The following is a 15,542-nucleotide window of genomic DNA, read 5'->3' as shown; positions in this document are numbered from 1 at the left end:
ACCTGTATCGTAAGCACCAGTAAACACTGGGTGTTATGTTATGTCAAAAAAAGAAGGGTACTAATAGGGCACTCTTAAAATTATTGGGTTATTTTAACCTCTGTAAATGTAGGAAAAAAAATCGAGAAATAGTCGGAGAATTTCGAAAAACGGTGTATTATTTTCAAGGTATATATGTACTTTAGTTATGATTCCTTGAGTTAAAGCCGTTCTCTTTAAAACGTTCATTAAGGATATATAGTCTTTCTTTTAGCATATTATAGCTAAGTGTTAGCCATAAAACAGTAATTAGCGTTTTTAACAACTGAGTTCAAGTGCCGGATTTTAGGATATTTGTTAAGGAATTTGAGAAGCCTGCCTTATTATTTATAGATCATAGCTCTAAAATATTGACATGTAAAAAATGATTCTGAACGACATTTTATAAAAGTTTCTTTTTTGCCTTTTTTTTTCTCGACGACACCCTATGGCAGTTGAACTTCCTTTTTTTGTATAAATTCAATTTAATAATTTTCAACGTTTAGTCATAAATGTGTTTAAAACAAATGGATACAAAAGAAATAAAAATTATCGGAGTAGGCGGCTTCTCTCAAAATATTTTGGAAACCATTGCAAATAGTAATCTTGAAAATGCTGAATACCTTTTTTGCAATACTGATGCTACATCTTTGAAAAAAAATCAAAGCTGCCGAATATTGCAAATAGGTGCAATAACAACAGATGGCTCGGGAACTGGAGGAAATATGGAGCTTGGGAAACTTTCTGCAATAGAAAGCAGGGAACAAATAGCGCAATTATTTGATAAAAATTCTAAGTTGGCGATTTTTATTGCTGGTTTCAACGGAGGAACAGGAATAGGAGCAACTCCTGTGATGGTAGAAATTGCAAAAGAAAAGCAACAGTTTGTTATCGCCGTCGTGCATAGTTTATATGAATTTGTGCCCGATGATCGACATATAGTTATAGATGAAGCAATTGCCGGACTAAGATGCCAAGCTGATTTTGTATTGGTAATTGATAACAATAAAATAGAAAGGAATTATACTAATCATTGTTATAAAAACGAATTTGGAACAGACTGGTATATAAGCCAATTTATGAGGATGTTAGCTTTTATGGATTCTTCAAGCAATGATGCTGGTAGCGTAAAAAATATTTTAGAAAAGATAAAAAAAGGCAAATCTGTTTATTTTGGTTATGGTGAAGGTCAAGGCAAATTAAGAGAAAGAAAAGCAATATTTGGAGCTTTAAAAAATGCTTTGTCTGATAGAGAAGATATTTATGGTGTTAGGAATGCTTTCATATATATTCGCTGCAGCAATACTGAAATTACACTTTATGAAATAGCTGTAATCAGACATGCTGTTTTGCAAAATTCTGGAAATGAAATCGAAATAACATTTTCGATCGAAAAAGATTTTGCAGATAATGATGAAATTTCAATAGTCATTATTGCTTCTTAAACGCAAATTAATTTTATCAAAATTGTTATAAGTTTAGTTATGAATGATTTATTTTATGAAAGAAAAGAATACCAAACATTGCATTGGTTGCTGCAAAGTCCAGAATTTATTAATGCTTTGGTATATTTGGTTTGCCGGAGAGAACATAAAAATTTGAAAGTACTAGTTAGTCTCTGGTCGATTGAGATCTTTAATGAAGATATAAAAATAGTAATTCTTTTATCTGTAGGAAGGGTAAATAGGGGATATCTTGTATTTAAAGATGACTTGGATGTACATTTTATAGTTTTTTTACATCTTTATGACGATGAATCCGTTATTAAGGATTTGTATATAAGAATGATAAGTCTTAAGGAGTGGTACAATGAAATCATTAGACGATCTAGAAATGAAGAAATTAGAAGGTTGTATGAATTGAGCAATTTAAAAATTAAAGTTTTGGGAGAAAGCTGGAGTTGACGAGCCATTTTGCTGATTTTAACATTTGCAAGATAAACGAATTGCATAAAACGATTAAATTAAATTCAAGTACGTTTACTAATTCGATCTTTAGAATTAATCAAAATATCTCTACATTTATCAAATGATTAGGACGATTATTATTGATGATGAATACAACGCCAGGGAGTTTTTAGAAAAGCTTTTGACTCGTTACTTTCCCGAAAAATTTTTAATTCTTGATAAATGCGAAAGCGTTGATGATGCTATCGTGTCTATTGATAAGTTTAATCCAGAATTAGTTTTTCTTGATGTACAAATGCCAAATAAAAATGGTTTTCAGCTTTTTAAAGAATTGAATAAAGTAAAGTTTGAAGTTATTTTTACTACGGCACACTCGGAGTTTGCTATAGATGCTATAAAGTGCAGTGCGTTGGATTATTTGTTAAAACCAATTAATTATATTGATTTATTGGAGACCATCAAAAAATATGAAGAAAAACAAAATAAATCATCACAAGAAGAAAAACTAAGATTGCTTTTAGAGAACATTGACACTGGAGGTTCAGAATTCAACAGGATTGCATTACCAACAGAAAATGGATTTGAGTTGCTTAAAACCAATGCAATTTTGTATTGCGAAGCTGATAGTAATTACTGCAAAATTGTTTGTCTTGACGGGAGAAATATTGTTCTCTCCAAAACCTTGAAATATATAGAAGAACTACTTCCAAGTTCTATTTTTCAAAGAATCCACAAATCATATCTGGTTAATTTGAACTATGTAACCCGATTTAATAAAACGAACGAACTCCTTGTAGAACTCAGCAATGGAGAAACTTTGCCTGTATCTGTTAGAAAAAAAGAAGAATTTATAAATGCTATCATCCAAAAAAAATAAGTTCTTATTTATTCTGCTTTTTCTTATTGAGACAGCTTTTTCGCAACAATTTCAGTCAAAGAATTTTTCGGCAATTGATGGATTGCCAAATAATAGCGTTTATTCAATATTCAAGGATAGTCGTGGTATTTTGTGGGCTGGAACAACAAATGGATTAGCAGCTATTCAAAATGGAATAGTAAAAAATTATTATACTTCAGATGGTTTGGCACACAATAGCTGTTGGGCTATTGTAGAAGATCGTAATCATAATATGTGGTTTGGCAGTCATGGTGGCGGTTTGACTTTTTATGATGGCAAAAAGTTTAAAATCATAAATCAAAAAACCGGACTCATTCATGATAAAATTAGACGATTATTTATTCATAAAGATTTTCTTTTTATAGGAACAGAATTCGGAATTTCTGTTTTGGATATTAAGACACATAAAATCATTTTAAACAAGAAAATTAAGGGTTGCAGAAATTTATTTCAAATCATGGATTTTGTAGAAATAAATTCTAAAATCTATTTTGGTACTTTTAATGATGGTTTTTGGCGAATAGATTTAGCAACAAAAAGCATAAAATTAATAAATCATAGACAGCCGGATATATTTTCAATCCATAAGAAAAATGATAGCCTTTTTATATGTCATAGTGATATTGTTAATAAGGCGATAAGTAAAATTAGTATAAAAGATTATTTATCAAATAAAGATTCAAACATTCATTTTGGCAGTAGTGTTTTTTGGAATTTAACCACTGATAAAAGAGGTATAACTTATGTTGCAGGGAATGGAATCAATTTTTCGACAGGTGGAATCTATAAAATCATTAATGACAGAATTGTTAATCTCAATCAGACTTTCGGAGTTGACAGTTCGGAAGTTTGGAGTTTGTATTATGATTCACAGACCGATAATCTGTTTGTTGGAACAATAAATAAAGGATTGTTTCAAATTGATTTAAAAGAACAGATTAAATACTATCCTGCATCTTTCTATAATAAATCAAAATTAGATGTTGTATCTATTGCAAATATTCAAAATCAAAAATTAGTATTACATAAGACGGGACTGATTTTCATAAATGAGAATAAAATCAAAAGAGAAATCAGCAATTCAGAATTTTTCTCTTTTGCTAAATATAATTTTCGAACAAATTCACATTTAAAGAAGTATGAATATTTTTCGTCCTTTTCAAAAACTAATTTAGAAGCATTTGAATTGAAAGGACTTAAAATTATTGATTCAATAATTTATGTAAATTCAACAATTGGTTTGTTTGAAATAAACCATGATGGAGTGATTATAGGCTATTATCCTTATTCTATAAGTGCATTTGATTTTGAAAAGAGAAATAAAATCCTTTTTCAGATAGCCTATGGAAGATTTTGTACTGTGGATAATTTTAGAAGCAACACATCTTTTAAGGAATATCAAGCAAATAATTTGAACAATCCTAAAGAAGCTTTTGCCATTCTGCCATTAGGAGATAAATATTATATAGCTTCATCAAGCAATGGATTGTATGATTATAAAAACGGTAAATTTTATTCTTATTACTTCAATAATATTTGGAAAGAAAATGAACTGGTTCAAGCTAAAATAAATGATAAAAAAGAACTTGTAATTGCAAATTCATTTGGAGATGTTTTTATTATTGATGCTTCAAAAAACTTTAAAATAATAAAGAAAATTGATCGTAAACAATTCATTGGTAATTCAATTTTATTTTTGGAATGTTATAAAGACTACTTGTTTATTGGGACGGAAAAAGGACTGAATATATATCAAAACGGAACCATTCGTTTTATTGATGAAGAACAGGGATTATTTGCTAAAGCTTTTACTTACTCAAATATTAAAGGCACAGTTTTGACAATGGGAACTCAAAACGGTTATTTTGAATTTGATTTTAAAAACTATCTTTTAACGAAAACTATCCTAAGGAAAATAAAGATAACAGGTATTGAAGTCAATTTTGAAACATTTGATTTAAAGCGTTTTAAATGGTTGACTTATGATTCAGATAAAATTGTGCTCCCGTATAATGAAAATACAATATCAATTGCTTTTGAACCTCAAAACACGCAATATCCAAATAAGTTAGAATATCGTTATAAAGTTATAGGATCTACAAATTCTAATTGGAGCAAATGGACAAAAGATAAAAACATTAATCTTACCTATTTGCCTAATGGTAACTATAAATTAAGATTGGAGACTAAAGATTTATTTTCTGGAGTACTATCTTCAAATGATATTTTAAAAATCCAAATAACACCGCCTTTCTGGAAAACTTGGTGGTTTTTGTTGGGTTGTTTTGCTTTAGTTAGTATCTGTGTTTATTTGATTTATATTAATCGCATTCGCGAAATCAAAAATCAGGAACGTGCAAAAGGTGAAGTTCAAAAACGTTTAGCTGAAACCAAAATGGAAGCATTGCAAAGCCAGATGAATCCTCATTTTATCTTTAATGCCATGAATTCTATCCAAAATTATATTATCGATAATAACACCGATGATGCATTGATGTATATGGGTGAATTTTCGAAAATAATTCGCCAGACGCTTAATAACTCAGCTGTACAAAGAATAGCATTAGCAGATGAAATCGAATATTTACAATCCTACATTAAGTTGGAAAATATGCGTTTTAAGAATCAAGTTGTATTTGAGTTGAATATTGATGAACAACTGGATTTATTTGAAACTGAGATCCCTCCAATGCTAATTCAGCCTTTTGTCGAAAATGTATTTGTTCATGCCTTTGATTCTCGTTCTGTAGATCCAAAATTAGTTATTTCCTTTGCACAACAAGACAATTACTTAATTTGTAAAATTGTCGATAACGGAAAAGGTATGTTTTCAGAAAATCTAAATAAACTTCATATTTCTAAAGGTATTGATCTTGCCAAAGAACGTATCGCTTTGTTCCAAAAGGACAATTCAAATCCAATAACTATTTCTTCAAATTCAAACGAAGGAACCACGGTCGTATTGAAACTTAAGATAAACTAAAATTAATATCGGCTAAAAATTTAAACCTAGTTTTAGTAGTAGTGTTTGATTGATTGTTTGCTGATGAGTTATTATTGCTCAATACCCTCGTTAACTATGGAAGTAAAGACGTAAAATAACTAAATTGAGAGGTTTTGTTTTTATATAAATTAAAACTTTTTACGTTAAATTGAGTAATCAGTACGATAACTAACTCTTTATTTTTTCAATATTAATTTATTGTAGGTTTGATTTACAATATAATTATTAGATGGCAATAATAGACGTAGTAAAATACCAAGCACAAGAAGATGAATTTGTATGGAAGTTTCCATCCCAGGATTTGAGAATTGGCACACAAGTAATTGTAAATCCTTCCCAGCATGCCATTTTTATTAGAGGTGGAGAAATATTAGACGAATTTAAAAGTGGAACCCACACTATTAAAACCGAAAATATTCCACTGCTAAACAAAATTATCAATCTTCCTTTTGGCAGTAATTCTCCTTTTGAAGCCGAAGTTTGGTACGTCAATCTGATTAGCAAGTTAGATAATAAATGGGGGACGATCTCTCCAATATTGCTGGAGGACCCAAAATATGGAATTATTATCCCTGTTCGGGCATTTGGACAATACGGCTTTAAAGTAGTTAATCCCCGATTATTTATCGAAAGCTTAGTTGGTAATTTACCTTCTTATGATGCTGATAAAATTCAGAAGTATTTTAAAGGAAAAATTATTTCGTCTCTAGTCAGTCTTATCTCTAAAAAACTTATTTCAGAAAGTATTTCCATTTTAGAGATTAACATTTACATAGAAGAGCTGTCTCTTTATTGTCAAGAAAAAATAACCGAAGAGTTTCGACGTTTTGGACTTGAAATAGTAAATTTCTATATTATTTCTATAAATACACCTTTAGATGATCCTAGCGTTATAAAACTTAAAGAAGCTAAAGACCTCGTTGCTAAAGTTAAAATTGCAGGTAAAGAGTTATATCAAATAGATAGAAACTTTGATGTGTTAGATAACGTAGCGAAGAACCAAGGTGGAGCAGGAAATTTAATGGGAGCAGGTTTAGGCTTGGGATTAGGTACTGGAATTGGGAACCAGTTAGGAAATGTTTCCAATTATTTAAGCACTTCACAGACTTTTCCTCCATTGCCAACACCATATTTTGTTTTGATTAATAATCAGCAAAATGGCCCTTTAGGGGTAGAAAATATTAAACAATTAATTGCAGATGTCAAAGTAACTAAGCAATCATTGATTTGGAAAGAAGGATTAGAAAATTGGACTTTGATTACCAATGTACCTGAATTATCAAGTTTGTTTTCTCAAGCTCCGCCTCCGCCACCCATATTATAAATCTTTGAATTATGACTAAACTTATTTTAATTTTTGGTTTACTCTTATTTTTTGTAAACACAATTTTTGGTGTGCTTCTTTCTGATTATTTACCTTTAAATTGTTTGTTGGTTGATGCAGTATTACTTACAAATACGTTGTTTTTATACAAAATTTCATCAAGCCAAATTAATAATGGATTCAAAGTAAGTCTTTCTTTTGTTTTTCTGTTATTAGGAATAATTTCTACAGTTTTAGCGACATTAAGTCCTGAAAAATGGAAAGACAATTATTATTTAATAGGGTTCGCTTTAATCCTTTTTATTGAAATATCATTTTATTTAATCGCTAAAAGGTTGAAATTTATTAACACCAAAAAGTAAATTATGGAATCCGAAAGATCTAAAATAGAAAAGCTTAAAGTTAGGAATAACTTTTTGTTAATGGAAACATCTAGTTTGATGGAAAAGCCAGAGACTATTGAAAACCAAAAAAGAATAGAAGGTAATTTTGAAGAAATAAAAATCAATAATGCTATAATTTCAGATTTAGAAAAAAAATAATCCAAGAAAATAATTAAAATGTCAGAAGCAATAAATTGCCCTTCGTGTGGGGCATCAAATCATTTACCAGAGGGAAAGAATTCAATGTTTTGCGCATTTTGTGGAAACGCTATACAAAAGATACTAAAGGCTAACACAACAAGTAATGAAAGCAGTATTAAAACAAAACCTCAAATATCACAACGGAAGACAGAAAAAACAGAAGTGCCACATTTTACTAAATCTGGTAATTTAAAATATAAAAAAGAAGAAACTGTCGTTGATTATGGTGGTGCTCTTTCTTTAATAAATAGAGAATTAAGGTCTTTGGATGAAATTACTTCTTGGTTTTCGGATAATGAATTGAGTGAAATTAAAGGGCTTTTTTTAAATGATAATAAAATTGCCAATCTCAATGGAATTGAAAGGTTTACGAAACTGCAGATGTTAAATTTGTCAAACAATCAAATAACAAATTTAGACGATTTTGCTGGTATTAAAAAAGAGCTATCAGTGGAAATTGGAATTAGCTTGAAAAATAATAAGTTAAGAAGTACTAAGTTCTTGTCAAAATTAAGGACGCCAGAAGTCGATTTATCAGAAAATGAACTTGTTGTTTTAGAAGAAATTCCGCAATTCTCGTTTAGGGAATATCTTCCAGATAATATAGATTTTAATAAAATAGATATTTCAGTTGACATTAAGCGTATTCCTAAATACGAAATATCGATAAATCTCTCAAACAATAAAAAATTACAGAAGTTTAGTGAAAATGTTATTAATACTTTGAACAATTATGAAAATAATATATTGAAGCTGGAAATTAACCTAAGTGGTTGTTTAGAATTTGACCAAAGTTGTTTGAATTCAATGAATACTAGCATATTTAATAATGTTTGTTTCTTAATATTAGATAAAAAATTAGAACTAAGTAATGAATTAAGAGCTAAAGGATTTGAACATTTTTTTAATGAACATACTGGATGTGCTAACTTAGCATGGAGTTCTAGTTAAGAACTAAATCTTAACTTTAGACCATGAAAGAGAATCGTAAAACTTATGACCGCAATTTCAAAGAGAAAGCAGTCCAATTAAGTTATGAAAGAGATAATATCTCACAATTAGCCAAGGAACTTGGAATAACAGCACCTTTGCTTTACAAATGGCGTCAGGATTACCAAGAATTTGGAACAGGAAGTTTTCCTGGGAAAGGAAAATTAAAACTTAGCCCTGAACAGGAAAAAATCCATGAGCTTGAAAAAAAATTAAAAGAAACAGAATTAGAACGTGATATTCTAAAAAAGGCTATAAGCATCTTTTCCAAGGGAGGTCGATGATTTATCTTTTCATAAAAGACCATGAAAAAATATATTCGATTGAAAAGATGTGCAAAGTTTTAAAAATAAGTCCAAGCAGCTACTATAATTGGAAGCGACAGATTCTATCAGAAAGACAGAGGAAGACTGCTCTGATTAAAGAAGAAATTACGTCAATATACTTTAATGCTAAACAACGATATGGAAGCCCAAGAATTACTCTGGAACTCCAAAGCCAAGGATATCAGATATCCAGAATAACTGTAGCTAAATACATGAAGCAGTTAGGATTGTACAGCAAATTGAGTAAAAAATTCAAAGTAACAACCAATTCAAAACATAATCATTTTGTTGTGCCAAATATCCTGAAAAGAGAATTTACAGTAACCGAACCAGCAAAGGCTTGGGTTTCAGATATCACCTATATACAGACAAAGGATGGATTTTTATATTTGACCATCATTTTAGATTTATTTGACAGAAAGATAGTCGGCTGGAGTTTAAGCAATGGACTAAGCACTAAACAAACTACAATGACGGCTTGGAAAATGGCAGTTAAGAATAGAACAATTGCAAATGATTTAATATTCCATTCTGACCGAGGAATCCAATATGCCAATAAAAAATTTACTAATGTATTGGATTCTTATAAAAATATCACAAGAAGTATGAGCCGTAAAGGAGACTGCTGGGATAATGCGGTTGCTGAAAGTTTTTTCAAATCTTTAAAAACGGAATTGGTTTATGGAAGTAAATTAATTTCTAGAGAACAGATGGAACTTGAAATTTTTGAATACATCGAAATTTGGTATAATAAAAAAAGAAGACATTCGGCTTTGAACTATAAAACAATTGAAGAATTTAACAAACTAACTAATTATAAAAATGTAGCTTAACTTTTTCTCCAGTTTTTGTTTGCATATCCATACTTCCAAAGTCGGTACAACTTATCGTTATTATAAAACAGAAGAAACTGGAAAGAAAAGTAACTCTGGATGTTTTATTGCAACTGCAGCAATGGGAAGCTACAATCATCCATTAGTTATGGAATTAAGGCATTTTAGAGACAACTGGATATTAGAAAAAAAATGGGGTGAAGCTTTTGTCGCGTGGTATTATCATTACGGCGCAATTGCTGCAAAATCGATTGAAAAAAGTTTTGTTTTAAGGAAGTTAAGTTACATTTTCATTGTTAATCCATTAGTTTATTTATCTCGATTTTTAAAAAAATAATTATGAGTAATCAAAAATATGATGCTATATGGGTTAAAGGTTCTTTTTTTGAAAAAGGGCATTGGCGGTTAGTACCAAAAGCCGATAGCGGAGGCGGTGCGATTGGAGCACTAATAGCAATAGGAATTGTTGTTTTTATTATATTTTGTCTAATATTAACGCTGCCATTATGGATATCATTACTTGGTTTTTCGATGGTCAAATCCAAAAGATATTATGCAGGGATTGGTTCAGTTTTATCGTTATTGTATTTTTTTATTGATATTTATAAAAATTGGATATCGGGTTATTTGTTATTTGGATACTATAGTTCAAGCGGAGCTTTCAACGAGGGGCTTTTTGGAGAAAAATTTGCAATATACTTTTATGTTATTAATGGAGTTGGAACATTAATAGCCTTAATGTTTATCCTTGAATCGGAATATATAATAAATGAAAATGGTACACAATCAAACGTTAAGAAGCTTATAGTAATTGGATTTCTATTACTGATTATTGGTTTAGGATTTTATTCCATTTCGACAAAAAGTCACAATAGAATAAATACTAATAATCAAAGTACTGTAGCGTCAGATTCTTTAGCTTCTGGTGTTGAAGAAGTAAATGATGCAAATCAGGATGCAGAGGTTCAATTTGTTGCGTATCCAAATGATACATTACCAAAGGCTAAGCTAAATGTGGAAAAAGTATATTTTTATTTTGAACCAAATAGCAGTGACAAAACCTCATATTACTTCAAAAGTGAATCAAAAGATATGATTGTAAACTATAGCGACAGGAAAAATGGCTTTCTATATGTTTACAATGATAGTCAAATGCATAATGGCTGGATGTGGGTTTTGGAGTCTGATTTTGAATTGATTGATGATGTTATTTCGGATGAAAATTCATATTTAAGTGTAGGTAAAACTTATGATGGAGGCACTATAATTTATTTAGATGATACAAAAGAGCACGGTATTTTATGTTCAGATGTTATTATTACAGATCGAGTTAATTCACTTGAAATTTCAAGGCAAAAAAGTCTTGAATATATTGTAAATGATAGTAAAAATTGGAGATTGCCTTCTAAATCTGATTTTATATTAATTTATAAAAGTAATTTAATTGATTTAAAAGAGGAGAGCTATTGGACAAGTTTTGAGGATTCAGAATATGGCCTAGTCTATGAATCATTTAACAATTCATTTAGTTCATCCAGAAAAAATTGGGAATCATCTGCCTTAATCTTTGTAAAAGACTTTTAGAATAAAAGACCAATTTTCGTTGTGTTTTTTTTAGTTTTATAAATGCATTGAATCTGTTGTTTTGTATAGATTTTTCTATATTTCTTTACTAATAAAACTTTTAATTATGTTAAATTTTTCATTTAATATAATTAAAAGTTTATGCTATTTTAGCAAATCAAATCTGTATAATAAGAAATCTAAATGATAGAGTCACATGATAGACCCTAACAGATCTTATAGCCGTTTAGCCATAGATTTAATTTTTACAAAAACCAAAGCGTCAATGCAAAAGGAGGCGTTAATTAGAGGTGGAGATGGATTGGCGCTTTATATTGATGTATACACGGGCAAAACACTCCGAGGTGGAGATCCTTACGATTATGAACATTTGCGCTCTTCGGAAGAACTATATTCTAAATATAAAGCTGTATTAACAGATGATCAAATCGCAAAGGTTGTCAACTGTCCGGAAAATGTTTCTGTTACATTACGGTGTATTAATCAATCTAAAGGTAAACGGAAAATGGAAGATTGGCTAAACAATCCAGTAAACATTCTTAACAATAATATCGATTTAAAATTGACATTAGCTAACTTGAAAAAGGCGGATGTTGCGATTGAAAGAATGGTTAAGAGTTTACTGAAAAAAATGCAATGACAGGAATTGACAGTTTGAAATAATAATTTTGATTTAAATACAAAGTCTAATCCTAAAACTAATTAAAAAGAAATGAAAAGCAAAAATATTGAAATTTACAAATCTGAAGATTTATCAACTTCAGTAGAAAGATATGAAAGAGGTATTAGGTTTATAGAAAACAACGCAGAATTGGTATTGACAACCTCTCAAAAGGGATTAGAAACAATTGCTAACACAGCTGTAAGCTTAGCCAGTATATATAAAGATTTAAAGCAGATGGAGTACTCTTTTCAAATGTATATGAAAAATGCCGAAAATAATCTAGCTAAAATTAACAATGCACAAAAGCAGTTAGAAAAACTACAGTTAGGAATTGATAAATTGACAGATAGAGTTTTGTCCTATGACATTAATATAATGGAACCCGAACAAATAAAATTTCGTTCTGAATTACTCTCAACGTTAAATAAGCAAATTGATATTTTTGGTAGTATAAGTATTAGTGTATTTAATTGTTAATTATATTAATACATGGATTTAGAAGAACTTAATAAACATTATAGTACACTTATATCTTTTGATAATGATGTCAAGTCTATTGAAAGACAGATAAATAAGATAAAAGGAAGAGTAGATAACGTTGAAGAAAATTTTTATGCCTTTTCAGATAATCTTTTCAACTCCTCAGGTAAAATTTTCGAAAAAGCTAAAGATGAATATGAAATAGCTGGATCTGCAATCGTTGGAGCAGCAGGAATAGCCACTTCAGCAGTAGGTGCGACATTTGGTGCAGTTGGAAACCTGTATGCTGATATAAAAGGTAATATTTTGATAAAAAAACTAAATGCGAAAAAGGAAGCAGTTGCCTTAGCAAAGATTAGTGTTGCTCGTATAGCACTAAAATGGGGTGAAGCAAATATTAATAAGCATTTAGCCATTTTAAAAAATGATTTATCTGTTAATGTCAAGAATTCTGAGGACAATGAGACTTTATATTATAGTAGCAGACAATTAGCATTTGAAATATGTTATAAATGTTTGTTTATAATTAAACTATCAGAAAATCTAATTGTAACTTATAATAGCTGGATCGAAAAAAAATATTTTATTTCGGTTAGTAGGATAAGTGAAAAGGAAATTCTTCAGGATTTATTATATGGTAAAAATGGTGTCTTTGGTTCAAAATTATCAAAAGAAAAATTTATTACTGAAATTAATAAACAACATATAAATGCTGCATTTTTGTTCCTTATAGAAAATACACAATTTTTTCCTTTTATACCTTTAACATCAAAAGAGTTTATAAGTGAAAGTAAAAAATTAGATCAATCAAGTATTGCTTACTTAAAGATCAATAATAATTCTGCTTATCAAAATCTGGTTAGAATTGAAAAAGAAAATATAAGAAAAAGAAATAAAAAAATTATTTTATTTCTTTTATTAGCTGTCTGTACATTTTTAATAATCATGTATTGGGCAATATTAGGATGGTGGAATTTATTAGTCGTACCTACAGTATTGCTATCGTTTCTGTTTGCTTTAATAGTAATTGAAGATTAAGGAAGCTAGCGTAAAACTATATACTGCAGTAACAATTTTATCAAAATAGTAAACAAATAAATTAGGATGGAAGTTATGTATGAAGTGCGAAATTTTTAAGTTTCACAAAAAAAACATTTAGACCATCCTGATTTTTTTTACAAAAACATTCTGAAATGCAAATGCTCCAAACATAAAAATTGGTTTCAAAAAAAACTTGGACAACAGGATGGCTCAAAAGTGCAAAATGGAAGTCGATTTATATAAAAAAGGTCACGCAATTTAATTATTTTAAACTTTATAATTTCATAAATACCCTTCAAACCCCTTTTTCAATTCCTCTTTAATCTCTAGCGCAAGCCATTTTGGTTCTAAAATCTTAACCAAACTCCCATATTTTAAAACCTGTTGACGGAATTCAAAATTGGGATGAATGCTTAGTTCAATATCAAAAGACTTTTGATTATCGACGTTAATTTCCTTTTGAGAATGGTGCAAAGGAAGTGATACTATATATGGTTTTTGTGAAATGTGAAAAGACAGTTTTATTTTTTCCATTTTATGATCTATATAATTCAAACCAATTACATTTCTAAATTTATCAATGGCCTCTTCTGTTTTTCGCTTAAATTTTTTAGTGTCAACTGTAATATCATTCAGTCGATCAATTCCAAATGTTCGATAACCTTTGTCAGTTTCTCCAATAACATACCAGCGGTTTTGGTATTGTTTCAGGAAATACGGTTTTAAGTTGTAATCTTCTTCTTTTAAATGATAAAAACTATTGTGTCTGAAAGTTATGGGCAATTGTTGCTGTATAGCATCCAAAACAATTTTGAAATTAGGAATATGCTCTATTGCGGCTTTGTTTTCAAATTCTACAAAAGACAAGGCATTGTTTTTTTCTTTGAAATTCGTAGAAAAAAGTTCGGCTGTAGTCAAAATTTCTAATAAACTCAAGAATGATTCTGGGTTAGTGCTATTTTCTTCATCAAAAAAATATCCATTATTGGCATAATCAAATACAATTTCAATTCCGAAATTATTAGACAGCGTTTCATTAAGTCTGTACAAAGTGCGCTCGTTGAAGCTTCTTTCAATGTCTTCAAAATAATCTAAAATATCTTTTTTGGTTTTGTATGGATTTCGTTTTAAATAGGCCAGTAATAAACTGATTCTTCTTAATTGCGTTAGGTTTAAACTCTGATTTTTTTTCATACCGTTTGTTTTATATCACAAACTTATTGTTTTATAATGACAAAACTTGTCAGTCGATTTGGTTTCAAAATAATTTATTGCTGACACAATTTGACAGTCCGCTGATCTACTATTGCAGCATAAATTTTTAAAACCAATCATTATGAAAAATCTTTTTAAAAAACAGAATCAAGAAATGGACTTTAGTAGTTTAAGTACCATTTTGACATCAGGAGCCGCTGCAGGAATGGCAATTGCAAATCATTTGGGCAAAAATCCGCAAACGGGAGGCGTTATTGGCGTCGGGCTTTCTCTATTAGTAACAGGCCTAATCACTGCTTTAGAAGATGAACCTTCATCCGATAACTCTAAAAAATAAAATACAAATTATTTTAAATTAACTCATATTAACCAGACGTAAGTCATAAAAAAATCAAAATTTATGTTATTTCAAGTTTTATTAAATATTGTCGTATTTCTTATAAAATGTATTGTTTGGGTAGTTGTAGCTTTTCTTGCAATTCCATTTGGGGTTTATTATTTTCTTTTGAGCTACTTCCCTGATTTTACTTTGGCTTATGGCTTTTCTTTTTGGACAGTTTTTTCAATATTATCCATTATTGGTTTTATTGTCTTATGGAAACCAATCATTTGGACAGTTGGTATTATTCAAACGCTAGGAGCAGGAGCATAAGCCACTAAGATAGGTTTCAGTT

At 29.6% G+C, this 15,542-nt stretch carries 17 protein-coding genes; 16 read left to right on the top strand and 1 reads right to left on the bottom strand.

Annotation, left to right across the window (positions count from 1 at the left end; genetic code table 11):
* Positions 1-545: 545 nt before the first annotated feature.
* The 14 genes from NLG42_RS20120 (at position 546) to NLG42_RS20055 (ending at position 13,650) form a co-directional block, all read left to right on the top strand.
* The gene (locus tag NLG42_RS20120; RefSeq protein ID WP_257682115.1) at positions 546-1,463 is read left to right on the top strand and encodes an FtsZ/tubulin family protein; all 918 of its coding nucleotides are present in this window, start codon (positions 546-548) and stop codon (positions 1,461-1,463) included.
* Positions 1,464-1,502: 39 nt separating this feature from the next.
* Positions 1,503-1,922, top strand: a complete 420-nt coding sequence (locus tag NLG42_RS20115; protein ID WP_257682114.1) for a hypothetical protein — start codon at positions 1,503-1,505, stop codon at positions 1,920-1,922.
* Between the two features lie 124 nt (positions 1,923-2,046).
* Positions 2,047-2,802 (top strand): LytR/AlgR family response regulator transcription factor, encoded by a 756-nt coding sequence (locus NLG42_RS20110; protein ID WP_257682113.1) that lies wholly within the window; start codon positions 2,047-2,049, stop codon positions 2,800-2,802.
* The gene (locus NLG42_RS20105) at positions 2,780-5,806 is read left to right on the top strand and encodes a sensor histidine kinase (RefSeq protein WP_257682112.1); all 3,027 of its coding nucleotides are present in this window, start codon (positions 2,780-2,782) and stop codon (positions 5,804-5,806) included. The genes NLG42_RS20110 and NLG42_RS20105 overlap by 23 nt, the downstream gene beginning before the upstream one ends.
* Positions 5,807-6,056: 250 nt before the next feature.
* The gene (locus NLG42_RS20100) at positions 6,057-7,151 is read left to right on the top strand and encodes an SPFH domain-containing protein (RefSeq protein WP_257682111.1); all 1,095 of its coding nucleotides are present in this window, start codon (positions 6,057-6,059) and stop codon (positions 7,149-7,151) included.
* Positions 7,152-7,162: 11 nt separating this feature from the next.
* Positions 7,163-7,513, top strand: a complete 351-nt coding sequence (locus tag NLG42_RS20095; protein WP_257682110.1) for a hypothetical protein — start codon at positions 7,163-7,165, stop codon at positions 7,511-7,513.
* 3 nt (positions 7,514-7,516) lie between these two features.
* Entirely contained in the window at positions 7,517-7,693 is a 177-nt protein-coding gene (locus NLG42_RS20090; protein ID WP_257682109.1) for a hypothetical protein, read from the top strand.
* 18 nt (positions 7,694-7,711) lie between these two features.
* Positions 7,712-8,686, top strand: coding sequence for a leucine-rich repeat domain-containing protein (locus NLG42_RS20085; protein ID WP_257682108.1), 975 nt, complete (start codon positions 7,712-7,714; stop codon positions 8,684-8,686).
* 23 nt (positions 8,687-8,709) lie between these two features.
* A protein-coding gene (locus NLG42_RS20080; RefSeq protein ID WP_257682085.1) for an IS3 family transposase occupies positions 8,710-9,884 on the top strand; the annotation gives its coding sequence in 2 pieces (ribosomal slippage) (positions 8,710-8,980 and positions 8,980-9,884; 1,176 coding nt in all).
* A gap of 19 nt (positions 9,885-9,903) precedes the next feature.
* On the top strand, positions 9,904-10,221 hold the full coding sequence (locus NLG42_RS20075) for a CFI-box-CTERM domain-containing protein (protein ID WP_257682107.1): 318 nt from the start codon (positions 9,904-9,906) through the stop codon (positions 10,219-10,221).
* 2 nt (positions 10,222-10,223) lie between these two features.
* Positions 10,224-11,468: a hypothetical protein gene (locus NLG42_RS20070; protein WP_257682106.1), complete on the top strand. Its 1,245-nt coding sequence runs from the start codon at positions 10,224-10,226 to the stop codon at positions 11,466-11,468.
* 196 nt (positions 11,469-11,664) lie between these two features.
* On the top strand, positions 11,665-12,108 hold the full coding sequence (locus NLG42_RS20065; protein WP_257682105.1) for a hypothetical protein: 444 nt from the start codon (positions 11,665-11,667) through the stop codon (positions 12,106-12,108).
* Positions 12,109-12,180: 72 nt separating this feature from the next.
* Complete coding sequence (locus NLG42_RS20060; protein ID WP_257682104.1) at positions 12,181-12,609, top strand: hypothetical protein; 429 nt, start codon at positions 12,181-12,183, stop codon at positions 12,607-12,609.
* Between the two features lie 12 nt (positions 12,610-12,621).
* A complete protein-coding gene (locus tag NLG42_RS20055) occupies positions 12,622-13,650 on the top strand; it encodes a hypothetical protein (RefSeq protein ID WP_257682103.1) in 1,029 nt (342 codons plus the stop codon).
* A gap of 285 nt (positions 13,651-13,935) precedes the next feature.
* Here NLG42_RS20055 and NLG42_RS20050 read toward each other — a convergent pair whose 3' ends face one another.
* The gene (locus tag NLG42_RS20050) at positions 13,936-14,847 is read right to left on the bottom strand and encodes a helix-turn-helix transcriptional regulator (RefSeq protein ID WP_257682102.1); all 912 of its coding nucleotides are present in this window, start codon (positions 14,845-14,847) and stop codon (positions 13,936-13,938) included.
* Positions 14,848-14,989: 142 nt separating this feature from the next.
* Here NLG42_RS20050 and NLG42_RS20045 point away from each other — a divergent pair, with 142 nt between their 5' ends.
* Positions 14,990-15,205, top strand: coding sequence for a hypothetical protein (locus NLG42_RS20045; protein ID WP_257682101.1), 216 nt, complete (start codon positions 14,990-14,992; stop codon positions 15,203-15,205).
* Positions 15,206-15,268: 63 nt separating this feature from the next.
* Positions 15,269-15,520 (top strand): hypothetical protein, encoded by a 252-nt coding sequence (locus NLG42_RS20040; protein WP_257682100.1) that lies wholly within the window; start codon positions 15,269-15,271, stop codon positions 15,518-15,520.
* Positions 15,521-15,542: the final 22 nt, after the last annotated feature.

Source organism: Flavobacterium plurextorum, from assembly GCF_024638035.1.
GTDB lineage: Bacteria > Bacteroidota > Bacteroidia > Flavobacteriales > Flavobacteriaceae > Flavobacterium > Flavobacterium plurextorum.
This window is presented reverse-complemented; position numbering and strand designations above follow the sequence as displayed.